Origin of the sequence: Lelliottia sp. 489 (assembly GCF_050435885.1) — a bacterium.
In the GTDB taxonomy this organism is placed as follows: domain Bacteria; phylum Pseudomonadota; class Gammaproteobacteria; order Enterobacterales; family Enterobacteriaceae; genus Enterobacter; species Enterobacter nimipressuralis.
The window spans coordinates 402,836-425,587 of record NZ_JBNDLC010000004.1 but is presented as its reverse complement, the minus strand read 5'-3'; the positions used below and the strand labels follow the sequence as shown (position 1 = coordinate 425,587).

The 22,752-nt window shown below is 55.3% G+C and carries 25 protein-coding genes; 16 read left to right on the top strand and 9 right to left on the bottom strand.

The features are described from left to right. Positions 1-48: 48 nt before the first annotated feature. A complete protein-coding gene (locus ABIE11_RS15685; RefSeq protein ID WP_181827213.1) occupies positions 49-1,338 on the bottom strand; it encodes an MFS transporter in 1,290 nt (429 codons plus the stop codon). Between the two features lie 191 nt (positions 1,339-1,529). Here ABIE11_RS15685 and ABIE11_RS15680 point away from each other — a divergent pair, with 191 nt between their 5' ends. Beyond that, positions 1,530-3,152, top strand: a complete 1,623-nt coding sequence (locus ABIE11_RS15680; RefSeq protein ID WP_429184843.1) for an isovaleryl-CoA dehydrogenase — start codon at positions 1,530-1,532, stop codon at positions 3,150-3,152. On the opposite strand, the gene ABIE11_RS15675 is transcribed toward ABIE11_RS15680, so the two are convergent. The 3 genes from ABIE11_RS15675 to bsmA form a co-directional block, all read right to left on the bottom strand. After that, positions 3,149-5,080, bottom strand: coding sequence for a methyl-accepting chemotaxis protein (locus ABIE11_RS15675; protein ID WP_100777888.1), 1,932 nt, complete (start codon positions 5,078-5,080; stop codon positions 3,149-3,151). The two genes, ABIE11_RS15680 and ABIE11_RS15675, sit on opposite strands and share 4 nt — an antisense overlap. Positions 5,081-5,252: 172 nt before the next feature. Further along, positions 5,253-5,540 (bottom strand): DUF1471 family protease activator YjfN, encoded by a 288-nt coding sequence (gene yjfN, locus ABIE11_RS15670; protein ID WP_100777887.1) that lies wholly within the window; start codon positions 5,538-5,540, stop codon positions 5,253-5,255. 136 nt (positions 5,541-5,676) lie between these two features. Further along, positions 5,677-6,006, bottom strand: coding sequence for a biofilm peroxide resistance protein BsmA (gene bsmA / locus ABIE11_RS15665; RefSeq protein ID WP_100780773.1), 330 nt, complete (start codon positions 6,004-6,006; stop codon positions 5,677-5,679). Positions 6,007-6,144: 138 nt separating this feature from the next. On the opposite strand from bsmA, the gene yjfP reads away from it, so the two are divergent. Then, a complete protein-coding gene (yjfP, locus tag ABIE11_RS15660; RefSeq protein WP_429184842.1) occupies positions 6,145-6,873 on the top strand; it encodes an esterase in 729 nt (242 codons plus the stop codon). Here the strand turns inward: yjfP and ulaR are convergent. Continuing rightward, positions 6,870-7,625 (bottom strand): HTH-type transcriptional regulator UlaR, encoded by a 756-nt coding sequence (gene ulaR / locus ABIE11_RS15655; protein ID WP_100777885.1) that lies wholly within the window; start codon positions 7,623-7,625, stop codon positions 6,870-6,872. The two genes, yjfP and ulaR, sit on opposite strands and share 4 nt — an antisense overlap. A 111-nt stretch (positions 7,626-7,736) precedes the next feature. After that, entirely contained in the window at positions 7,737-8,801 is a 1,065-nt protein-coding gene (ulaG, locus tag ABIE11_RS15650; RefSeq protein WP_107702393.1) for an L-ascorbate 6-phosphate lactonase, read from the bottom strand. Between the two features lie 360 nt (positions 8,802-9,161). On the opposite strand from ulaG, the gene ulaA reads away from it, so the two are divergent. Genes ulaA through ABIE11_RS15620 form a run of 6 tightly spaced genes read left to right on the top strand, consistent with a single transcriptional unit; the run spans position 9,162 to position 13,570 of the window. Beyond that, positions 9,162-10,559: a PTS ascorbate transporter subunit IIC gene (gene ulaA / locus ABIE11_RS15645; protein WP_429184841.1), complete on the top strand. Its 1,398-nt coding sequence runs from the start codon at positions 9,162-9,164 to the stop codon at positions 10,557-10,559. 15 nt (positions 10,560-10,574) lie between these two features. Continuing rightward, the gene (gene ulaB / locus ABIE11_RS15640) at positions 10,575-10,880 is read left to right on the top strand and encodes a PTS ascorbate transporter subunit IIB (protein ID WP_100777882.1); all 306 of its coding nucleotides are present in this window, start codon (positions 10,575-10,577) and stop codon (positions 10,878-10,880) included. Between the two features lie 9 nt (positions 10,881-10,889). Then, complete coding sequence (gene ulaC / locus ABIE11_RS15635) at positions 10,890-11,357, top strand: PTS ascorbate transporter subunit IIA (protein ID WP_102104443.1); 468 nt, start codon at positions 10,890-10,892, stop codon at positions 11,355-11,357. Between the two features lie 13 nt (positions 11,358-11,370). Beyond that, positions 11,371-12,021, top strand: a complete 651-nt coding sequence (ulaD, locus tag ABIE11_RS15630; protein WP_100777880.1) for a 3-keto-L-gulonate-6-phosphate decarboxylase UlaD — start codon at positions 11,371-11,373, stop codon at positions 12,019-12,021. 9 nt (positions 12,022-12,030) lie between these two features. After that, positions 12,031-12,897, top strand: coding sequence for an L-ribulose-5-phosphate 3-epimerase (locus ABIE11_RS15625; protein ID WP_429184840.1), 867 nt, complete (start codon positions 12,031-12,033; stop codon positions 12,895-12,897). Further along, positions 12,884-13,570: an L-ribulose-5-phosphate 4-epimerase gene (locus ABIE11_RS15620; protein WP_429184839.1), complete on the top strand. Its 687-nt coding sequence runs from the start codon at positions 12,884-12,886 to the stop codon at positions 13,568-13,570. Before ABIE11_RS15625 ends, ABIE11_RS15620 begins: the two co-directional genes overlap by 14 nt. Positions 13,571-13,648: 78 nt before the next feature. Here the strand turns inward: ABIE11_RS15620 and yjfY are convergent, their stop codons facing one another. Next, on the bottom strand, positions 13,649-13,924 hold the full coding sequence (gene yjfY, locus ABIE11_RS15615) for a DUF1471 family protein YjfY (protein ID WP_100777877.1): 276 nt from the start codon (positions 13,922-13,924) through the stop codon (positions 13,649-13,651). A gap of 342 nt (positions 13,925-14,266) precedes the next feature. Here yjfY and rpsF point away from each other — a divergent pair, with 342 nt between their 5' ends. The 5 genes from rpsF (at position 14,267) to ABIE11_RS15590 (ending at position 16,793) form a co-directional block, all read left to right on the top strand. Beyond that, positions 14,267-14,662 (top strand): 30S ribosomal protein S6, encoded by a 396-nt coding sequence (rpsF, locus tag ABIE11_RS15610; RefSeq protein ID WP_100777876.1) that lies wholly within the window; start codon positions 14,267-14,269, stop codon positions 14,660-14,662. Between the two features lie 6 nt (positions 14,663-14,668). Then, complete coding sequence (priB, locus tag ABIE11_RS15605) at positions 14,669-14,983, top strand: primosomal replication protein N (protein ID WP_100777875.1); 315 nt, start codon at positions 14,669-14,671, stop codon at positions 14,981-14,983. A gap of 4 nt (positions 14,984-14,987) precedes the next feature. Further along, complete coding sequence (gene rpsR, locus ABIE11_RS15600) at positions 14,988-15,215, top strand: 30S ribosomal protein S18 (RefSeq protein ID WP_000135199.1); 228 nt, start codon at positions 14,988-14,990, stop codon at positions 15,213-15,215. A gap of 41 nt (positions 15,216-15,256) precedes the next feature. Next, the gene (gene rplI / locus ABIE11_RS15595) at positions 15,257-15,706 is read left to right on the top strand and encodes a 50S ribosomal protein L9 (RefSeq protein ID WP_059179941.1); all 450 of its coding nucleotides are present in this window, start codon (positions 15,257-15,259) and stop codon (positions 15,704-15,706) included. A gap of 151 nt (positions 15,707-15,857) precedes the next feature. Continuing rightward, positions 15,858-16,793, top strand: coding sequence for a DMT family transporter (locus ABIE11_RS15590; protein WP_181827223.1), 936 nt, complete (start codon positions 15,858-15,860; stop codon positions 16,791-16,793). A 34-nt stretch (positions 16,794-16,827) separates the two neighbouring features. Here the strand turns inward: ABIE11_RS15590 and ABIE11_RS15585 are convergent, their stop codons facing one another. After that, positions 16,828-17,472, bottom strand: a complete 645-nt coding sequence (locus ABIE11_RS15585; protein WP_429184838.1) for an OapA family protein — start codon at positions 17,470-17,472, stop codon at positions 16,828-16,830. Positions 17,473-17,705: 233 nt separating this feature from the next. On the opposite strand from ABIE11_RS15585, the gene fklB reads away from it, so the two are divergent. Beyond that, positions 17,706-18,326, top strand: a complete 621-nt coding sequence (gene fklB, locus ABIE11_RS15580) for an FKBP-type peptidyl-prolyl cis-trans isomerase (RefSeq protein WP_187469894.1) — start codon at positions 17,706-17,708, stop codon at positions 18,324-18,326. Between the two features lie 308 nt (positions 18,327-18,634). After that, the gene (cycA, locus tag ABIE11_RS15575) at positions 18,635-20,044 is read left to right on the top strand and encodes a D-serine/D-alanine/glycine transporter (protein WP_100777871.1); all 1,410 of its coding nucleotides are present in this window, start codon (positions 18,635-18,637) and stop codon (positions 20,042-20,044) included. Positions 20,045-20,131: 87 nt separating this feature from the next. Here cycA and ytfE read toward each other — a convergent pair whose 3' ends face one another. Next, positions 20,132-20,794, bottom strand: coding sequence for an iron-sulfur cluster repair protein YtfE (ytfE, locus tag ABIE11_RS15570; RefSeq protein WP_129035692.1), 663 nt, complete (start codon positions 20,792-20,794; stop codon positions 20,132-20,134). Positions 20,795-21,042: 248 nt separating this feature from the next. Here ytfE and ABIE11_RS15565 point away from each other — a divergent pair, with 248 nt between their 5' ends. After that, the gene (locus ABIE11_RS15565; protein ID WP_123429610.1) at positions 21,043-22,692 is read left to right on the top strand and encodes a methyl-accepting chemotaxis protein; all 1,650 of its coding nucleotides are present in this window, start codon (positions 21,043-21,045) and stop codon (positions 22,690-22,692) included. The last annotated feature ends 60 nt before the right edge of the window (positions 22,693-22,752 follow it).

The window sequence follows — 22,752 nt, the reverse complement described above, 5'->3', positions numbered from 1 at the left end:
ACAAAAACGTCCAGGCCGGGTCAGGCGAAGCCGCCACCCGGCCAAACACTACTCTTCTAAAGACCGCAAATGGTCATCTTTATTCAGCGTCATCAGCGCGACAATGCTCACCACCGCCGTCGCCATCACGTAATACGCTGGAATATCCAGATTCCCCGTCTGCTTGATCAACCCGGTGATAATCAACCCCGCGCAGCCAGAAAAAATGGCGTTAGACAGCGAATAGGCCAGACCCAGCCCGGTATAGCGCACGCGCGTCGGGAACATCTCCGACAGCATCGCAGGCCCTGGCCCCGCGAGCATCCCCACCAGACCGCCCGCAATTAACACCACAATCGCTTTCACCGCCAGGGTACTGGATTCCGCCTGCAAAATTTTCAGCAGCGGCAGGGCGAGGATCAGCAGCAGCGCGGTCGCCATCACCATCACCGTGCGTCGCCCGATGCGGTCACTGAGGATTCCTGACGGGATAATCGTCAGCGCAAATCCGATATTCGAAATCACCGCAATCAGCAGCGCCTGGTTAAAGCCCGTATGCAATGCGGATTGCAGATAGGTCGGCATGATCACCAGATAGGTATACCCGGCGGCTGACCAGACCATCACACGGCCAATCCCCATCACAATCGCTTTCAGCGTGGCAGCGGTGTGCGCTTCGGCGACCACCGGTTTTTCCTTTTGCTGCACAAAACTCGGCGTCTCTTCCATGCTGACGCGCAGCCACAGGGCGACCACGCCCATTGGCAGCGCGAGGAAGAACGGAATACGCCAGCCCCAGTCATGCAGCGCGTCCGGCGTCATCACGACCGAAAGCAGTGCGACGATGCCAGCGCCTGCCAGCAGCCCAAGTGCCACGGTAAAGGATTGCCACGCGCCGTAAAGCCCCCGTTTGCCACGCGGGGCGAACTCGGTCATCAGCGACACGGCACCGCCGTACTCGCCGCCCGCAAACAGGCCCTGCAAAATGCGCAGCCCGGTAATGATCAGCGGTGCGGCAATGCCGATGCTGGCGTAAACCGGCACCATGCCGATAGCGGCCGTCGCGAGCGTCATCAGCACCAGCACGATAATCAGCGTCGGCTTACGGCCAATGCGGTCGCCGATGCGGCCAAAAACCACTGCGCCGAGCGGGCGGAAGAAGAACGCGATCGCAAATGAGGCGTAGGTGAGGATCAGGCTGGTCATCCCCGCTTCACCTTCCAGCTGGAAGAAGTTCTTCGCAATGACGGTCGCCATAAAACCGTACACCGCGAATTCATACCATTCGATGAAGTTGCCAATCGAACCTGCAATTAAAGCGCGCTTGTGCGCATCCGGCGCACGTTGGGAAGATTGCATAATGATTCTCTCTCGGAAGATGAGAATAAATTATTCAACAGAATGGCCGACGTGAAATAGTTTATTCTTATATTGTGTGACCTGTTTCACGAATGATTTCAATCAGATCGTCGCCTTGTGACCCGACTCCCATGCAGCCGTTGTGCAGTCTGTCCATACTTACCTTCATTGCCATTGAAGGAGGGAGACACATGCACTGGCAGACACACACGGTTTTCAATCAGCCTGTACCCCTGTCGAACAGCAATCTGTTTCTGTCCGATTGCGCGCTGCGTGAGGCGGTGGCACGCGAAGGGGCGGAATGGGACAGCGAATTTCTCGCCAGCATCGGCCAGCAGCTCGGAACGGCGGAGTCGCTGGAGCTGGGCCGCCTCGCAAACGCCAATCCGCCAGAACTGTTACGTTACGATCCGCGCGGGGAGCGGCTGGACGATGTGCGCTTCCATCCGGCGTGGCATCTGCTGATGCAGGGGCTATGCGCTAATCGGGTCCACAATCTGGCGTGGGAGGAGGAGGTGCGTAAAGGGGCGTTTGTCGCCCGCGCCGCGCGGTTTGTGCTCCACGCTCAGGTTGAGGCCGGAACGCTTTGCCCCATCACCATGACCTTCGCCGCCACGCCGTTACTTCAGCAATCCCTTCCCAAACCCTTCCACGACTGGCTCTCGCCGCTGTTGAGCGATCGCTACGACCCGCATCTGGCGTCCGGCGCGCAAAAGCGTGGGCTGCTTATCGGTATGGGAATGACCGAAAAGCAGGGCGGGTCCGATGTGCTGAGCAACACCACGCGGGCAGAGAAGTGCAGCGACGGCAGCTATCGGCTGATAGGACATAAATGGTTTTTCTCTGTGCCGCAAAGCGATGCCCATCTGGTGCTGGCTCAGGCTCACGGAGGGCTGTCGTGCTTTTTCGTACCGCGCATTCTGCCCGACGGGCAGCGCAACGCCGTCCGGCTGGAACGCCTGAAAGACAAGCTCGGTAACCGGTCGAACGCCAGCAGTGAGGTCGAGTTTATGAACGCCTCCGGTTGGCTTTTAGGCGAAGAGGGCGAGGGTGTGCGTCAGATCCTGAAGATGGGCGGCCTGACGCGCTTTGACTGTGCGCTGGGCAGCCACGGGCTGATGCGCCGCGCGCTCTCGGTCGCGTTGTATCATGCCCATCAGCGGCAGACGTTTGGCAAAAACCTTATCGACCAGCCACTGATGCGCGATGTGCTGAGCCGGATGGCGCTCCAGCTCGAAGGGCAAACGGCGCTGCTGTTCCGCCTGGCGCGCGCCTGGGATCGTCGGGACGATCCGCAAGAATCTGCATGGGCGCGGCTCTTTACGCCCGCAGCGAAATTCAGCGTGTGCAAAGGCGGAATTCCCTTTGTCGCCGAGGCGATGGAAGTGCTGGGCGGTGCCGGGTATTGCGAAGAGAGCGAATTGCCGCGCCTGTACCGCGAAATGCCGGTGAACAGCATCTGGGAGGGGTCGGGCAACATCATGTGTCTGGATGTACTGCGGGTGCTGACGAAACATTCGGGCATTGTTGATGTGCTGCACGAAGACTTCGCGCAGGTGAAAGGTCAGGATCGTCATTTTGATCGTGGCTGGCGGCAGCTGCAGCAAAAACTGCGTAAACCGCAGGAGGCTCAGGGCCGGGAAATTACCCAGCAGCTCTTTTTACTGGGTGCCGGGGCGCAGATGTTGCGACATGCCTCGCCGCCGGTGGCACAAGCCTGGTGTCGCATGATGCTGGATCCCCGCGGCGGCTCACTGCTGAGCGAACAGGTGCAAAACGACCTGCTGCTGCGCGCCACGGGGCGGGTCGGTTAGCCCTTCAGGCGGAACAGACTCACCAGCTCGGTCAGGTGTGAGCCTTTCTCGCGCAGCGTGTGTGCGGTTTGCTCGCTGCGCGATACGCGGTCGGCGTTAATATGTGTTGCTTCGCCGATGTGGGTCATCGCCAGATTGACCTGACGGATCCCCGCCGACTGCTCGTGCGAGGCGTGGTTAATCTCCGTGACCAGCTGGTTGATGTTATCGATATGCACGATGATCGAGTCCATCGCCTGCCGGGTTTGCTCGGACAGCTGGTGGCCCTCGCTTACCTTTTTCAGCGTGTCGCCGATAAGTTGCTCGATCTCTTTAACGGCGTTTGCACTGCGCGCGGCCAGCGCCCGGACCTCCTGCGCCACCACCGCAAAACCTTTGCCGTGTTCACCGGCGCGCGCGGCTTCTACTGCAGCGTTCAGCGCCAGAATATTGGTCTGGAACGCGATGGACTCAATCACGCGGGTGATATCTTCGATACGTTTCGATGCGTCGCGAATATCATCCATGGTGGCGACAGCGTTACCGACCGTTTCCCCGCCGTGATGGACAGCGCGCGATGTTTCCCGTACCAGCTGCTGCGTTTGTTCCATGTTCGCCGCATTTTGCTGCACGGTGGCCGCCAGTTGCTCCATGCTCGCGGAGGTTTCTTCAACGCTGCTGGCCTGCTTGTTGATCTGCCCGGAAATTTCGCCCGCATCGGCTGCCAGTGCGTTGGTGCCAAGGTGAATCTCACCTGCGGCTTCGCGCACCTGGTGCACGATTTGCTGGAGCCCGCCGCCGATGCCGTTAATCGCGCCGATCAGTTGCCCCACTTCATCCTGACGGCTGACGGGCAGTTCGGCACGCAGATCGCCTGCGGCGTACTGGCGGGCAAGGTGAATCACATCGCGCAGAGGGCGGGTTAACCAGCGGCGAATGATAATGACAAACGCGGCAGCGAACAGCGCCGAGAGCACGACGCCTGCCAGCAGGAAGCGGTCACGTAAGGCGTTGACGTTCGCCAGCAGTACGGATTTATCCACTTCACCGACAATCGTCCAGTTCCAGCCCGGCAGCGGCGTATAGGCCATTTTCAGCGTGCGACCATCGTCGCTGATGCGCTCGACGGTGCCCTCTTTTCCGCTCAGCAGTTGCTGCTGGAGTGCGCTATCCCATTTTGGCAGTTGGCCCTCTTCGCTGGCATGGAACAGATACTGCCCGCGTGTTTTGCCGTTGCTGCGATCCAGGACGTAAAAGTGGCCGCTGTCGCCCAGGCGGCGATTGAGAATTTTATCGCGCATTACGTTCCAGGAATGGCTGATATCTACGCCGACAAACACGATCGCAATCACCTGACCGCTCGCATCTTTAACCGGCTGGTACTGAGTGATGTAGCGCTTGCCAAACAGCAGGGCCAGGCCGCGATAGACGTCGCCTTTGGTGACGGCGTTGAAGGCGGCGCTGGAGTTGTCCAGCACGGTACCGATTGCACGTTCACCGTTCTCTTTGCGCAGGGAGGTTGCCACGCGTACAAAGTCGTTGCCGCTGCGGACAAACAAGGTTGAGATCGCGCCGGTACGACTCAGAAAGTCGTCGGAGAAGCTGTTGTTTTCATGCAGTTCGGTATCGCCGCCTTTCAGCAAGGGGGCGTTCTGGCCATTGATGGCGCGTAGCTGACCGGGATCGATGCTGAGCGGCTGGGGCAGAAAGGTGCCGAAGAGTTTAGTGTAACTCTCAACTTCTTCACTCAGGCTGGTATTAAACATCTGCACCATATCCACGATGCCGGTGGACTGGTTATGAAGATCTTCCACTGCCAGTGCTTCCAGCTGTTGGCTGGCTTTATGGCTCAGAAGAAAAGTGAACAGCAGAAAGAGCGTTGCGACACTCACGCCGGTAAGTAACGATAGCTTTGCGCCAAGGCCTGAACGGCGGAAAAAGTTGATCATAAATTGCTCATTGTTGAAAAGGTATGGCAGTTCAACGGCAGAGCGGCGCTAACATTTATCAACTTTATGTAACAAAATGTTACGTCAATGTCTCTGTTTGGTAATGTTAAAGATAATAGATGGGTAAAAATACAAAAGCCACTAAAATTAAGTGGCTTTTATCGGGGGCGTGTCAGGCATAGAGAATAGCCTGTACTCGCCACTGGTCGGCGTATCGGTCTTCCTGCATCTGGACAATGCGATACCACGAAGCACCCTGCTCATCCGCTTTAAATGCAATCACACGTTCCACGTCTTGCGGGCTCCCTGAAATGTTATTCACGGAGATAAGGCCAATTTCATTTAAGCCTGTGACACAATCAGCGCTGGCAAATTCGGCTGACTGCGCGGTTGTGCTCATCAGCCCCGCTGAGAGCAGCAGTGAGGTCAAAGCAAGAGATCGTTTCATTGTCAGCTCCATTTCACATGTCTCCGGTATCCGCCGGGCAATCCTTCGCAAATAAACTCACTTCCATTGTCACAGGCATGGAGTTTATTGTGGACAGGAAAACGTCTATGGACGCAAAGCAGTGTAAATGTCGTTTAAATCCTGACAGTTATTTGCGATACAAAATGGCTTGCGAGTACCACTGTCCGGTAATAATGGTTTCATCCACCATAATAATGACGTAGTAATCTGCTTTTGCAGCGACAGCTTTCGCTTTTATTGCATCCTCCGCATCCGCCGGTGAGCCACGAACCAGCACACTGACGGTACCCATACGTTGTAATCCTTCGGTCTGATTACGACGAATTTCCTGAGGATAACTGGTGGCGGCCGGGGCGGGCTGTGGTGTTCCTTCCAGCACGCTACAGCTTGTTAACAGCAGCACCAGCAATAAAGCAGCGAACCTGCGCATAACCATATCTCGTTTCCTGATAGCCATAGTGTAGATGTCTGCGAATTTCATTTTGGGGGAATGTTCCCAAACTGTTATCTGTGACGTCATTTTCGAATGAAAATATCGTGAAAGCGTAATCCAGTTCTCAAGATTATGAATCACCCATTAGAAAGAGGATCGACGATGATTGAACTTAAGACACAGCGGCTTGGCGACCATGAAATTCTACACGCTTTCCCGGCGGGGTTAAGTGAGCAACCTTTACCCGTTATTATTTTTTATCATGGGTTTACCTCATCAAAACTGGTTTACAGCTATTTTGCCGTCGCGCTGGCGCAGGCGGGTTTTCGCGTGTTGATGCCTGATGCACCCGAGCACGGGGCGCTATTTACGGGTGATGAACAGGCGCGGTTAGGGCAGTTCTGGCAAATATTACACGGCAGTTTGACGGAGTTCGCTGGGCTTCGCGATGCGCTTTATGCGGCGGGGCTGGTGGCCGATGAACGTCTTGCCGTCGCGGGGGCGTCGATGGGCGGGATGACCGCGCTGGGCATTATGGCGCGCCACCCGGAGGTAAAATGCGTAGCGAGCCTGATGGGGTCGGGATACTTTACCTCTCTGTCGCAGACCCTCTTTCCGCCACAGGCGCAGGACGTTGAAAGCGTTCTGGCAACCCTCGCGGAGTGGGACGTGACACACGCCTTACCGCGTCTGGCAGACCGCCCGCTGCTGCTCTGGCACGGCGAAGCAGACGATATTGTGCCTGCCGCCGAGACATTCCGTTTACAGCAGGCGTTGTTGCGTGAGGGGCTGGATAAAAACCTGACCTGCCTGTGGGAAGCCGGTGTGGGCCATCGCATCACGCCCACGGCGCTGGATGCCACGACCGGTTTTTTCCAAAAGCATCTCTAAACGCGAAGGATGGTGACACCCAGATCCTCCAGTTTTTGCAGGATCTGAGGGTTAGCGTTTTTTCCGGTGATCACCATGTCGATCTGTTCTGCCCGGCTGAACAGCATGCCTGCGCGCTCGCCCACTTTGCTGCTGTCGACCAGTACCACCAGTTTTCCGACAACGTTTAGCATATTCTGCTCCGCCATCGCCGTCAGCATATCGGTTTTGTACAGCCCGTCGGCAGTCAGGCCCTTACCGCTGGTAAACATCCAGTGCCCGGCATACAGGCTGTTTTCGCTGTCCTGTGGACTGAGGGTGATGGACTGACTCTTGTTGTATTGGCCGCCCATGATCACCACGCTTTCATGCTCCTGGTCGATCAGGTAATTGGCCAGCGGCAGATAGTTCGTGATGATTTGCACCGGTTTCCCGCACATCTCGCGGCCCAGTAAAAAGGCCGTGGAGCCGCAGTTGATCACCACGCTTTCCCCCGGATTCACCAGCTGCGAAGCCGCCCGCGCAATACGCACCTTTTCATCATGATTCTGCGCCTGATGGATATTCATCGGCGTCCAGCGTGGGCGCTGCTGGCTGATCGCCTCGGCACCGTTGCGCACTTTTTTGAGCTTCCCACTCTCATCCAGTTTGTTGATATCACGCCGCGCCGTGGCCGGGGAGATCGCCAGGCGATCAATCACTTGTTCGACGGTGACAAAGCCGGTTTGCGCCAGGAGTTCCAGTAAAATTTGATGCCGTTGCGCTTCCGTCATGAGCTATTCCGAAATAAATTGATTTTAAAAGATGATATTTGAAATAGCCTGAAAATACTAAGCAAATGAGAGAATTGCCAGGCGACTCGCCTGGCAACCTGAGTTCCGCCACTACAGGAACGATTTGAACGGCAGATCGGGTTCTATCGTGAAGCAGTCATCGAAACCACGCGGGTAGTGGTACTCGAAATTATCTTTATCCAGCGGCCAGGTAAATTTGCCGCCGACCTGCCAGATAAACGGCTTGAAGCCATACTTCAGACGATCTTTTTTCATTTCCCACAGGACGCGGATCTCCTGCGGATCGGCCTGGAAGTTTGACCAGATATCGTGGTGGAACGGGATCACGACTTTGGTGTTGAGCGCTTCCGCCATGCGCAGCATATCGGCGCTGGTCATTTTGTCGGTGATACCGCGCGGGTTTTCCCCGTACGATCCCAGCGCTACGTCGATGTGATGCTCGTTGCCGTGCTTCGCATAGTAGTTGGAGTAGTGCGAATCGCCGCTGTGATAGAGCGATCCACCAGGCGTTTTGAACAGATAGTTCACCGCGCGCTCGTCCATGCCGTCCGGCAGCACGCCAGCCGCTTTTTGGTCGGCAGGCAGAGTAATCAATGCGGTACGGTCAAAGGCGTCGAGGGCATGGATCTCAATGTCTTTGATTTTCACAACGTCGCCGGGCTTCATCACGATGCAGCGCTCTTTTGGCACGCCCCAGCCCATCCACAGATCCACGCAGGTTTGTGGCCCAATAAAGGGCACATCGTCAGCGCAGTTTTGCATGACCGCCGCTGCCACGTTCACGTCGATATGATCGTTGTGATCGTGGGTTGAGAGCACGGCATCGATCTGACGAATCGCGAATGGATCCAGCACAAACGGCGTGGTGCGCAGGTTCGGCTGCAGTTTTTTGACGCCAGCCATGCGCTGCATCTGATGTCCTGCTTTCATTAGCGGATTGCCATGGCTCTGCTTGCCCGTCCCGCACCAGAAATCGACACAGATGTTTGCGCCGCCCTCCGATTTTAGCCAAATCCCGGTGCAACCCAGCCACCACATTGCAAAGGTGCCCGGTGCGACCTGTTCCTGCTCGATCTCTTCATTCAGCCAGCTACCCCATTCCGGGAAAGTGCTCAGAATCCATGATTCGCGGGTGATGGATTTTACTTTACTCATCGTTTGACTCCCTGTTTCAATCATAATTAATCACAATGTGATGTGTTGTGATTTATGTTGTCACCATTAAATCAGCTTTGCAATGGCGATTTTACTGATTGATGGATCGGGCATGGATGCCTGGCGCGAGCGTGCAAACAGGCTTAATTGTTAGCTTGTTGAGTTAATTATATAAATTTAAAGAAAAAATTTGTGATGGTGAATGCTGAATGAAAATCACTATAAAGTGCAGGGAAATTATTTGCGTGACGCGTCACAAATAATCAAATGCAATCTTGTGGTGATTATTTGTGATTACTAGAGTGAGGGCACTTCTTGTACGCAGTTTATCCTTCGTACCCTCACTTTCTGGAGTGTGTTATGGAAATCCTCTACAGCGTCTTTACCGTTTTCTTCAATCAGGTAATGACCAATGCGCCGCTGTTGTTGGGTATTGTGACCTGCCTCGGCTATATCCTGTTACGCAAAAGCGCGAGCGTAATTGTTAAAGGCACCATCAAAACGATTATCGGGTTTATGTTGCTGCAGGCAGGGTCAGGCATATTAACCAGCACGTTCAAGCCTGTTGTCGCCAAAATGTCGGAAGTTTACGGCATTAACGGTGCCATCTCTGACACCTATGCCTCGATGATGGCGACCATTGAACGCATGGGCGAGGCTTACAGCTGGGTGGGGTATGCGGTGCTGCTTGCGTTGGCGTTGAACATTACGTTCGTCCTGCTGCGGCGTATTACCGGCATTCGCACCATCATGCTCACCGGGCACATCATGTTCCAGCAGGCGGGGCTGATTGCCGTCTTCTTCTATATCTTCGGTTACCCGATGTGGACCACCATTATCTGCACGGCGGTGCTGGTGTCGCTCTACTGGGGTATCACCTCCAACATGATGTACAAGCCGACGCAGGACGTGACCGACGGCTGCGGTTTCTCCATTGGTCACCAGCAGCAGTTTGCCTCCTGGATTGCGTATAAAGTTGCGCCGTACCTCGGTAAGAAAGAGGAGAGCGTTGAAGATCTCAAACTGCCCGGCTGGCTGAATATCTTCCACGACAATATTGTCTCCACCGCCATCGTCATGACCCTCTTTTTTGGCGCGATCCTGCTCTCCTTCGGCATTGACGTTGTGCAGGCAATGGCCGGCAAAACCCACTGGACTATCTACATTCTGCAAACGGGCTTCCAGTTCGCGGTGGCGATTTTCATCATCACCCAGGGCGTGCGCATGTTTGTGGCTGAACTTTCCGAAGCCTTCAACGGTATCTCTCAGCGCCTGATCCCCGGTGCCGTTCTGGCGATCGACTGTGCGGCAATCTATAGCTTTGCGCCGAACGCCGTGGTGTGGGGCTTTATGTGGGGCACCATCGGCCAGCTGATTGCCGTGGGCATTCTGGTTGGCTGCGGCTCCTCCATTCTGATCATTCCCGGCTTTATCCCGATGTTCTTCTCTAACGCCACCATCGGCGTGTTTGCTAACCACTTCGGCGGCTGGCGCGCGGCGCTGAAGATTTGTCTGGTGATGGGGATGATCGAAATCTTCGGCTGCGTATGGGCGGTCAAACTGACCGGCATGAGCGCCTGGATGGGCATGGCCGACTGGTCGATTCTGGCGCCGCCGATGATGCAGGGCTTCGCCTCCATCGGGCTCGCATTTATGGCCATCATTATCCTGATTGCACTGGTTTATATGGTCTTCGCCGGACGCGCACTTCGCGCTGAAGAAGACGCAGAGAAACAACTGGCAGATCAGTCTGCTTAATAAGGAGTTTTGATTATGACCGTACGTATTCTGGCAGTGTGTGGTAACGGACAGGGCAGCTCCATGATCATGAAAATGAAAGTGGACCAGTTTCTCACCGGGCAGGGCGTTGATCATTCGGTAAATAGCTGTGCCGTGGGCGAATACAAAAGCGAACTGAGCGGGGCAGATGTGATTATTGCCTCCACGCATATCGCAGGGGAGATCACGGTGACGGGCAATAAATATGTGGTGGGCGTGCGCAACATGCTCTCTGCTGCCGATTTTGGTCCGAAGCTGATGGAGGTCATCAAAGCGCACTTCCCTGGTGATATCAAATAAGGACGCGTCATGAAATTACGAGATTCGCTGGCGGAGAACCATTCCATCCTGCTTCAGGCCGAGGCCAGCACCTGGCAGGACGCCGTCAAACTGGGCGTCGATTTGCTGGTTAACGCCGATGTGGTTGAGCCGCGCTATTACCAGGCCATCCTCGACGGCGTGGCGCAGCACGGCCCGTACTTTGTTATCGCACCGGGTCTGGCTATGCCGCATGGCCGCCCGGAAGAGGGCGTTAAAAAAACCGGTTTTGCGCTGGTGACGCTGAAGTCGCCGCTGGTGTTTAACCATGAAGATAACGACCCGGTCGATATCCTGATCACCCTGGCGGCAGTCGATGCGACGACTCACCAGGAGGTGGGCATCATGCAGATCGTTAACCTGTTTGATGATGAAGCCAATTTCGACCGTTTACGCGCCTGCCGTACCGAGCAGGAAGTGCTGGAATTAATCGATCACGCCACTGCGGCGGCAGTTTAAGAGGGAATTGAAAATGTCATTACCGATGTTGCAGGTCGCACTGGATAACCAAACGATGGCCCATGCGTATGAAACCACGCGTCTGATTGCTGAAGAGGTGGACATCATCGAAGTCGGCACCATTCTCTGCGTCGGGGAAGGCGTTCGCGCCGTCCGTGACCTGAAAGCGCTATACCCGCATAAAATCGTATTGGCCGACGCCAAGATCGCTGACGCCGGGAAAATTCTCTCCCGCATGTGTTTTGAAGCGAACGCAGACTGGGTGACGGTGATCTGCTGTGCCGATATCAACACCACCAAAGGCGCGCTGGAAGTGGCAAACGAGTTTAATGGCGATGTGCAGATTGAGCTGACCGGCTACTGGACCTGGGAGCAGGCGCAAGAGTGGCGTGATGCGGGCATTCAGCAGGTGGTGTATCACCGCAGCCGCGACGCGCAGGCCGCAGGGGTCGCCTGGGGTGATGCGGATATCAGCGCAATTAAACGTCTTTCGGAGATGGGCTTCAAAGTGACGGTGACCGGCGGCCTGGCGCTGGAAGATTTACCGCTTTTTAAAGGCATTCCGATTCACGTCTTTATTGCCGGGCGCAGCATTCGTGATGCGGTTTCACCGGTAGAGGCTGCGCGTCAGTTTAAACGCTCCATCGCCCAGCTGTGGGGATAAGGAGCGGATATGTTATCGAAACAGGTCCCGCTCGGGATCTACGAAAAAGCACTTCCTGCCGGGGAGTGCTGGCGGGAGCGCCTGCAACTGGCGCGTCAGTTGGGGTTCGATTTTGTCGAAATGTCGGTGGATGAGACCGATCTTCGTCTCGCGCGTCTCGACTGGAGCCGTGAACAGCGGCTGGCGCTGGTCAATGCGGTGGCGGAAACGGGCGTGCGGGTGCCGTCAATGTGCTTAAGTGCGCACCGCCGTTTTTCGCTGGGCAGCGAAGATGACCAGATTCGCGACCAGGGGCTGGAGATCATGCGTAAAGCCATCACTTTCGCGCAGGATGTCGGGATTCGCGTCATCCAGCTGGCGGGCTATGACGTCTATTATCAGGAGGCCAATGACGAAACGCGGCGTCGCTTTCGTGAGGGGCTGAAGCAAAGCGTAGAAATGGCCAGCCGTGCCCAGGTGACGCTGGCGATGGAGATCATGGATTACCCGCTGATGAACTCCATCAGCAAAGCGCTGGGCTACGCACACTATCTCAATAATCCGTGGTTCCAGATCTATCCTGATATCGGCAATCTCTCGGCGTGGGATAACGACGTACAAATGGAGTTGCAGGCAGGTTGCGGGCATATCGTGGCTGTTCACGTCAAAGATACACGTCCCAGCGTATTCAAAAACGTACCGTTCGGCACCGGGGTGGTGGATTTCGAACAGTGCTTCCGGACACTCAAACAGAGCGGTTATTGCGGGCCTTATTTGATTGAGATGTGGAGCGAAACGGCAGACGACCCACTAGCCGAAGTGGCGAAAGCGCGCGACTGGGTTTGCGAGCGCATGGCGCGGGCGGGATTGCGGGAGGCGGCTCATGCAACAGCTTAAACAGCAGGTCTATGACGCGAATAGGGATTTGCCGCGCTACGGCCTGGTGACGTTCACCTGGGGCAACGTGAGTGCTATCGACCGCGTGCGCGGGTGGGCGGTCATCAAACCAAGCGGGGTGGCGTATGACGTCATGCAGCCAGAGGATATGGTGGTAGTGGATCTTGAGGGTAACGTTATCGAGGGGAAATGGAACCCTTCCTCGGATACAGCAACCCATCTGGCGCTGTACCGCCGCTATCCTACCCTCGGCGGCGTGGTGCATACCCACTCCACCCATGCGACAGCCTGGGCGCAGGCCGGGCTCGCTATCCCGGCACTCGGCACCACGCACGCAGACTATTTCTTCGGTGATATTCGCTGTACCCGGCCATTAACCGAAGCAGAAGTACAGGGTGAATATGAGCTGAATACGGGCAAGGTCATCATCGAGACGATCGGCGAGTGCGAGCCGCTGCATACGCCGGGGATTGTCGTCTGGCAGCACGGCCCGTTTGCGTGGGGCAAAAATGCTCACGAGGCGGTGCACAACGCGGTAGTACTTGAAGAGGTGGCGAAGATGGCGTGGATTGCGCGCGGAATCAATCCGCAGCTACAGCCCATTGATCGCTATTTGATGAACAAGCACTATCTGCGCAAGCATGGCCCTGATGCTTATTACGGGCAGAAATAAAAAAAGCCCCCGGGCAGGGGGCAAGTCAAACTATGGCTATGTTCTCGTTTTGGCTTTCCTGGTGCTAGCGTCAAAGTCTTATCGATAGATATCTGCGCTTGCATGCATATTGCCGTTGCTACCGGGCTCACGGGTCAAAATGACGTGGTAGTACTTTGCGCCCGATGCATCGGTCTCTTCATTCAGCGCCTGATCTGCTTCACTTTCGGTGGCGAAGTTATGGTTTATGTAAATTACGCCTAAGCTCTGCACATCATCCATATTTCTGGCCTGTCGACCGTCGATCTTGATGGCTGCCATCGCGTTTGCACTGAGCAAAAGCGCAGCCAGAATGGCTATTACGATTTTTTTCATGATATGCGCTCCACGACTGCGTGCTGTGTGACGGTTTTCCTCTCCTTATTCGCCTGGGATAGGGTCTGATTAAAGTGTAATCGCTAATAGTATGTGGAATGGCGACCATTTCTGATGCTGTTGTTCAAAAAAGTAGCGCTTTCCGATGTGTCTAATTTTAAATCATCCACTTAGGCCAGCTTTACGCTTTGTGCGAATTATTTGTGCAATCAGCTTGAGTTTATGGGGGTTCGCAATTAGAATGACGCGTCAATTTTTCGGCCGCCCTTTAACACGTTCCTTGCCTCCATGGGCCGCGGCTGACCCAGACAGGAGGCTGAATAATCCGTAAGGAGCAATTCGATGCGTCATTACGAAATCGTTTTTATGGTCCATCCTGACCAGAGCGAACAGGTTCCGGGTATGATCGAACGTTACACTGGTGCAATCACTGCAGCAGAAGGTACGATCCACCGTCTGGAAGACTGGGGCCGCCGTCAGCTGGCTTACCCGATCAACAAACTGCACAAAGCTCACTACGTTCTGCTGAACGTTGAAGCTCCGCAGGAAGTGATCGATGAGCTGGAAACTAACTTCCGCTTCAACGACGCCGTTATCCGCAGCATGGTAATGCGTACTAAGAACGCAGTTACCGAAGCATCTCCGATGGTTAAAGCGAAAGACGAGCGCCGTGAGCGTCGCGATGATTTCGCAAACGAAACCGCAGATGATTCTGATGCTGGGGATTCTGAAGAGTAATTTCTGATGACCAACCGTCTGGTGTTGTCCGGTACCGTGTGCAGGACCCCCCTTCGTAAGGTCAGCCCATCAGGAATTCCTCATTGCCAGTTCGTGCTTGAGCATCGTTCTGTGCAGGAGGAAGCCGGGTTTCACCGGCAGGCGTGGTGCCAAATGCCCGTTATTATTAGCGGACACGAAAACCAGGCCATTACTCACAGTATAACGGTCGGCTGTGCAGTCACCGTTCAGGGGTTCATCTCTTGCCACAAGGCAAAGAACGGTCTGAGCAAAATGGTTCTGCATGCCGAGCAGATTGATTTGATAGATTCTGGAGACTAGCCATATGGCACGTTATTTCCGTCGTCGCAAGTTCTGCCGTTTCACCGCGGAAGGCGTTCAAGAGATCGACTATAAAGATATCGCAACGCTGAAAAACTACATCACCGAAAGCGGTAAGATTGTCCCAAGCCGTATCACCGGTACTCGTGCAAAATATCAGCGTCAGCTGGCTCGCGCTATCAAACGCGCTCGCTACCTGTCCCTGCTGCCGTACACTGATCGTCATCAGTAATCGGGCACGGTCCATTAATACGACTTTAAGAGGATAAGGTAATGCAAGTTATTCTGCTTGATAAAGTAGCAAACCTGGGCAGCCTGGGTGATCAGGTTAACGTTAAAGCGGGTTACGCACGTAACTTCCTGGTTCCACAGGGTAAAGCTGTTCCAGCTACTAAGAAAAACGTTGAGTTTTTCGAAGCACGTCGTGCTGAACTGGAAGCCAAACTGGCTGACGTTCTGGCGGCTGCTAACGCTCGTGCTGAAGCAATCAATGCACTGGGCACCGTTACCATCGCGTCTAAATCTGGCGACGAAGGTAAACTGTTCGGTTCTATCGGTACCCGCGACATCGCTGACGCTGTAACTGCAGCTGGCGTTGAAGTGGCTAAGAGCGAAGTTCGCATGCCGAACGGCGTTCTGCGTACCACTGGTGAGCACGAAGTGGACTTCCAGGTTCACAGCGAAGTGTTCGCTAAACTGGTTGTTAACGTTGTAGCTGAGTAATTTTTTACTTAGTTAGCGTCTAAGCGCCGGCCTTGTGCCGGCGTTTTGTTTTTTAGCCCCGCCAGAATCACACCTCTCAACTTGTATGGTAGCTATTCCCGTCGCAATCCCTGATAATAATTGAAACGCTATTTTATCTTTGAGATTTGCTATGGATGCCTCTCAGCCCGTATCCCTGTTTGCCCGTAAGAATATCGCCTACGCCAGCGCCACGCTCTGCTGCCTGCTGTGGGGAAGCTCTTATCCGGCGATCAAAAGCGGTTACGAACTTTTTCAGATTGCCACTGACGATATTCCGTCGAAAGTGGTCTTTGCCGGTTACCGTTTTCTCTTTGCAGGCCTGCTACTGCTGATGTTTGCCCTCGCGCAACGCAAACCCATCGCCCGGCTCACGCCACGGCAGTTTGGGCAGCTGACCCTGCTGGGCCTGACGCAAACGTCAATCCAGTACGTTTTCTTCTATGTGGGCCTTGCGTACACGACCGGCGTGAAAGGGTCGATCATGAATGCGACCGGAACCTTCTTCAGCGTACTGCTCGCGCACTTTATCTATCAAAACGACAAACTCAGCTATAACAAAACCATCGGCTGTATTCTGGGCTTTGCGGGCGTGATGCTGGTGAATTTCAACAGCGGATTACTGGATTTTCACTTTGTCTGGAACGGCGATGGTTTTGTGGTGCTGGCGGCGCTCATCCTCTCGGCAGCCACGCTGTACGGGAAACGTATTTCGCAAACCGTCGATCCCACGGTAATGACCGGGTGGCAACTGGCCATTGGCGGGCTGGTGCTGGTGGTAGGGGGCTACTCGACGGGTGGGCGGCTGGAAGTGCACAGCACGGCTGCGGTGGCCGTTCTCGGCTATTTGACGCTGCTCTCGTCCGTGGCCTTTGCCCTGTGGAGTATGCTGCTCAAAGTAAACCGCGTCAGCATGATAGCCCCCTTCAACTTTGTCATTCCCGTTGCCGGTACTGTGCTGTCCGCCATTTTCCTCGGGGAAAACATTCTGGAGATAAAATACGCTATTGCGCTGGTGCTGGTCTGTTCGGGGATCTGGTGGGTGAATAAGGCGAAAAAAACCGCCTGATATGAACGCCCGGTCGGTGTGACCGGGCTTTCGGCTACTTCACGCGGATAAAGCTGCCGTTTGGCTCACGCATAAAAAGCACTTGCTGACCGCTGCCGGTATCAATCGTCAGCCCTGTCACCACGCCGCTGGCGTTCTGGCGAATCTGTACCATCTGGCCATTCTGCAAATTACTCAGGGGTTTTCCTTCGCCTTCTACCTGCGCCATGGCGTACACATCGGTCGGTGGCAGATTATGGTCGCGGAAGAGCTGCGCCATGGTTTTACCCGGCTCGACGCGATATGAGCGCCACTGCTGTTCAATACCAGTGGGCTGCTGCGCTTGCGACTGAACTGGCGCTGCGGCTTGTTCCTGCGGCTGCTCTTCCTGAATCGGTTCCGGAGAGACCGGCGCCACCTGGCCTGGATCGTTTGACGGCGTGACCAGCTGTGTTTGCATCGGCTGTTGATCGGGCTGTGGCCGCGACTGCGACTGAATATCTAACTGCGCATTACGCGTGACAGGCTGCGTATCGCTGCTGTCATCGCCAGAAGGAAGCAGGAACCCAATCACCACCAACAGGGCAGCAATAATCACGCCTCTGCGATGGAAGGGCGGCAGCGGATCCATGATGCGAAAGTTGTCCGGCGCATGCCAGATTTTCGCCAGGGTAGGTTTCAGTTCAAATCGCCCGGGCATGGCTCTCCTCCTGCTCCGCATCATTATAATCCTGTCCTGAGAAGTATAGTCTGCTAACTGCCTGAATGGCGTAGTAAACCCGACTCGTGTGACTCACGTTTAGGAAAACACCTGGTCACCTCTATTGTTTCTGTTTCAGCGCAGTTTGTCATCTTAACTTAAGACAAAGTTTTACCCATAAGGGCGTGGCTGATATGCTGCCCGCTACTTTAAATGTGATGGAAGGAAAACCCATGACCACCCCGACTTTTGACACTATCGAAGCGCAGGCAAGCTACGGTATCGGTTTGCAGGTAGGACAGCAGCTGAGCGAATCCGGCCTGGAAGGACTGTTACCTGAAGCACTGGTGGCGGGTATCGCTGACGCGCTGGAAGGCAAACACCCGGCTGTACCGGTAGACGTTGTACATCGCGCACTGCGTGAAGTTCACGAACGTGCAGATGCCGTTCGTCGCGAGCGTTTTGAAGAGATGGCCGCCGAAGGCGTGAAATACCTGGAAGAGAACCGTGAGAAAGAGGGCGTGAACAGCACCGAATCCGGCCTGCAGTTCCGCGTCATCACTCAGGGCGAAGGCGCAATCCCTGCACGTACTGACCATGTACGCGTGCACTACACCGGTAAACTGATCGACGGTACGGTGTTCGACAGCTCTGTCGCCCGTGGCGAACCGGCTGAATTCCCGGTCAACGGCGTGATCCCTGGCTGGATCGAAGCGCTGACGCTGATGCCTGTGGGTTCCAAATGGGAACTGACTATCCCGCAGAACCTGGCTTACGGCGAGCGTGGCGCTGGCGCGTCCATCCCGCCATTCAGCACCCTGGTGTTTGAAGTCGAGCTGCTGGAAATTCTGTAATCGGCACACACATTTCCTCTCCCCCTGCGGGAGGGGAAATAGTGAGAAAACCTATAGTTAAGCCGATATCAATATTTTATCTTGCAAAGCTACGAGTTGCGTGTATTTTTGTGAGCTGTTTCGCGTTGTATGAGTGATATGACACTCACTTTAAACATATTATTAACATAATATCTATTTCATAGTATTCATCCCGCCGATTCTTACCTACTATCGATGAGTCCTTTTTAAGGGACCGTCACATCATGACGTAACTAAAGGCCAGAAGAGCCTTAACAACACAGACAGGCATAACAGGAAAAAAACACATGGTAGATCAGGTAAAAGTCGTTGCCGACGAAGAGGCTTCGTCTGAACAGTCGCTAAGGCGCAATCTCACAAACCGTCATATTCAGCTTATCGCCATCGGCGGTGCCATCGGCACAGGGCTGTTCATGGGGTCGGGCAAAACCATCAGTCTTGCCGGGCCGTCGATCATCTTCGTCTATATGATCATCGGTTTTATGCTGTTCTTCGTGATGCGTGCAATGGGTGAATTGCTGCTCTCGAATCTCGAATACAAATCTTTTAGCGACTTCGCTTCTGACCTGCTCGGCCCCTGGGCGGGATACTTTACCGGCTGGACGTACTGGTTCTGCTGGGTGGTCACCGGCATGGCTGACGTTGTCGCCATCACCGCCTACGCGCAGTTCTGGTTCCCCGGTCTTTCCGACTGGGTGGCGTCCCTTGCGGTGATCGTCCTGCTGCTGAGCCTTAACCTCGCCACCGTAAAAATGTTTGGTGAGATGGAGTTCTGGTTTGCGATGATCAAAATCGTCGCCATCGTCGGGCTGATTGTCGTGGGGCTGGTGATGGTGCTGACGCACTTCCAGTCACCGACCGGCGTGCAGGCTTCCTTTACACACCTGTGGAATGACGGCGGCTGGTTCCCGAAAGGGCTGAGCGGCTTCTTTGCTGGCTTCCAGATTGCGGTGTTCGCCTTCGTGGGTATTGAGCTGGTGGGCACCACCGCTGCGGAAACCAAAGATCCGGAGAAATCCCTGCCGCGCGCAATCAACTCCATCCCGATTCGTATCATCATGTTCTACGTCTTCGCGCTGATCGTCATTATGTCCGTGACGCCGTGGAGCTCCGTCGTTCCAACCAAAAGCCCGTTTGTAGAACTGTTCGTGCTGGTTGGTCTGCCTGCTGCGGCAAGCCTGATTAACTTCGTGGTGCTGACGTCGGCGGCCTCTTCCGCCAATAGCGGCGTGTTCTCGACCAGCCGTATGCTGTTCGGTCTGGCGCAGGAAGGCGTGGCACCCAGCGCTTTCGCGAAGCTCTCCAAACGTGCCGTACCGGCGAAAGGGCTGACTTTCTCCTGCATCTGCCTGCTGGGCGGTGTGGTGATGCTGTACGTCAACCCGAGTGTGATTGGCGCCTTCACCATGATCACCACGGTCTCCGCGATCCTGTTCATGTTTGTCTGGACCATCATCCTCTGCTCGTACCTAGTGTACCGCAAACAGCGTCCGCAGCTGCATGAGAAATCCATCTACAAGATGCCGCTCGGCAAGCTGATGTGCTGGGTCTGTATGGCGTTCTTCGTGTTTGTGCTGGTTCTGTTGACGCTGGAAGATGACACCCGTCAGGCGCTGATCGTGACGCCGCTGTGGTTCATTGCGCTGGGGTTAGGCTGGCTGTTTATCGGTAAGAAACGTATGGCAGGCATGCGCTAAGTCTGTTGCCGGAGGCGCCTTTCGCCTCTCCGGCACACTAAGGCACAAAACAGAGGCCCGGTAAGCGTTCACGCGACCGGGCTTTTTTTATTCCCCGGCTAATGCACGCGGGAACAGGACGTTATTTTCCAGACTGATGTGTTCCATCAGATCGTCGATCATCTCGTTAATGCCGTTGTACATCGCTTTCCAGGTCGTGCAGGCGTCTGGCGGCGGCGTCACGTTATTGGTGGTGTGTTTGATCACCTCCAGCAGTTCGCCCGCGTCGTCGTGCTCGCTCTCCATGACGCTGATCGGTCCCATCGCCTGCGTACCCATGCCCTGTTTGATCATCGGGAACAGGATCTGCTCCTCTTTCATCATGTGGCTGGATAACTCTTCGTGCAGCATGGTCAGGTATTTCGCCAGGCCGCGCGGTACGGAGGCTTTATCGGCATGCACACGCTCAACTTTGGTTGCCTGCAGAATCAGTTCCGGGAGCTGTTCGCGGTGACGGTCGTGGTAACGCACGATGATATGGTCGATGATTTCCGCCAGCGCCACGCTGCGCCAGTCTTTCTCGATGGGCTGTTCGGCCAGCTGCGCCAGCTCAGCTTCAATCGCATCAACATCCAGCGCCTTACGCAATGCCGCACGCGCCAGCGTTTGCTTCCCGCCGCAGCAGTAGTCCATATCGTATTTACGAAACAGCGCAGATGCGCGTGGGATGGAGAGCGCCAGCTCGCCTAAAGGTTGGTCGCGGAAGGCCATCGTCGTTACCTCATCATTAAGAATATAAGATGCATTTTAAATGCATCTTTATGGTGAAGCTATAACCCTTTGGGGGCAGCGGCGAAAATGAGAGATCCGTCACATTTATTTTGATGTATTAACCTGCTGAATGGATTTGAAAAATTCCGCGAATGGGCTTCTCATGCCGGAGAAGGCGTTAAACAACCCCGCGCCCCTGCCGATAGATACAGGTCAGATAAAATCCTGCAGATAACTAAAGGCATCGCATGTTTAAACGTATAAAAGTCATCACCCTCTTAATCTCGGTGTTGCTCGGGCTGGGCGCCGTTCAGCTGATCTCCGCCGGGGTATTCATCAATGCTCTGAATAATGACAAAGACAATTTCACCGTCTCTCAGCTCTCCAGCCAGAACGTCGCGGAATTTACTGACGCCTGGATCAGCCTCAACCAGGCGCGCGTCACTCTCAACCGTGGAATGCTCCGCTTGCAGAGCAGCGTGGCGAGCCAGATTAACGGCGGGCAGCTGAATGAGCTGGTCGCTACCGCGAAAAACCTGCTGACGGAAGCGCAGGGTCATTACGATAAATATTACGCCCTGCCGGAAACGCCGGGAATGGACGAAAACCTCTCCAAACAGCTGGAAGAGCAGTACCGCGTCTACTCCTCCACCCTGACGCAAATGAACACCTTACTGGCACAGGGCAACCTGGAAGATATGTTCAAGCAAAACGCCGAGCAAAAGCAGACCGCGATGCAAAAGGTGTATCGCGAGTGGCGTGAAGCGCAGGCGAAGCTGACCAGCAAAGGCATTCAGGACAATGAAAGCGACTACACGCGTATCCTGTGGATCCTCTCCGCCATTATGGTGGTGGTCGCAGCCGTTATTATTACCAGCTGGATTGCGATGCGCCGCGTGCTGTTGCTTCCGTTGCATGATGTGATCAGCCATATCCGCGCGATTGCGGCAGGCGATCTGACGCAGCCGATCGACGCCCAGGGGAAGAACGAAATGGCGGTACTGGCGCGTAACGTACAAGAGATGCAAACCGCACTGGCGAACACCGTCGGCGTGGTGCGCGAAGGGGCTGACACAATCTATACGGGCGCAGGTGAAATTTCCGCCGGCAGCAACGATCTCTCCTCCCGCACCGAGCAGCAGGCGGCGTCGCTGGAAGAAACCGCCGCGAGCATGGAACAGCTGACCGCCACCGTGAAGCAAAACGCCGATAACGCCCGTCAGGCGTCCCGACTGGCGCTGGATGCATCAACCACCGCCAAAAAAGGCGGCAGCGTGGTGGAAGGCGTGGTGCGCACGATGGATGAGATTGCCACCAGTTCCAGCAAAATTGCCCAGATCACCAACGTGATCGACGGCATTGCCTTCCAGACCAACATCCTGGCTCTCAACGCGGCGGTAGAAGCGGCGCGTGCAGGTGAGCAGGGCCGTGGTTTTGCAGTCGTGGCAGGGGAAGTTCGTACTCTGGCCCAGCGTAGCGCTCAGGCCGCGAAAGAGATCAAAGCGCTGATCGATGATTCAGGCGATCGCGTCAACGCCGGTTCTGCACTGGTGAATCAGGCCGGGGAGACCATGTCTGAGATCGTGAATGCCGTCACCCGCGTGACCGATATCATGGGCGAAATCGCCTCGGCGTCCGACGAGCAGAGCCGTGGTATCGATCAGGTCGGGCAGGCAGTCGCCGAGATGGATCGCGTGACTCAGCAGAACGCCTCGCTGGTGGAAGAGTCAGCGGCAGCCGCGGCGGCGCTGGAAGATCAGGCGGCGCGCCTGAACGAAGCGGTCGCGGTGTTTAAAATCACTCGCGGTCAGGCGGTAAAAGCGGCACCGGTGAAAACCTACGTCGCAAAAGCCAAACCCGCAGCAGCGATGGTTGACGGGAACTGGGAAACCTTCTGACAGAGGCCGGAGGGCGCTTGCGCCCATCCGGCTACTACAATCCACGCCCGGAAAGCCCTG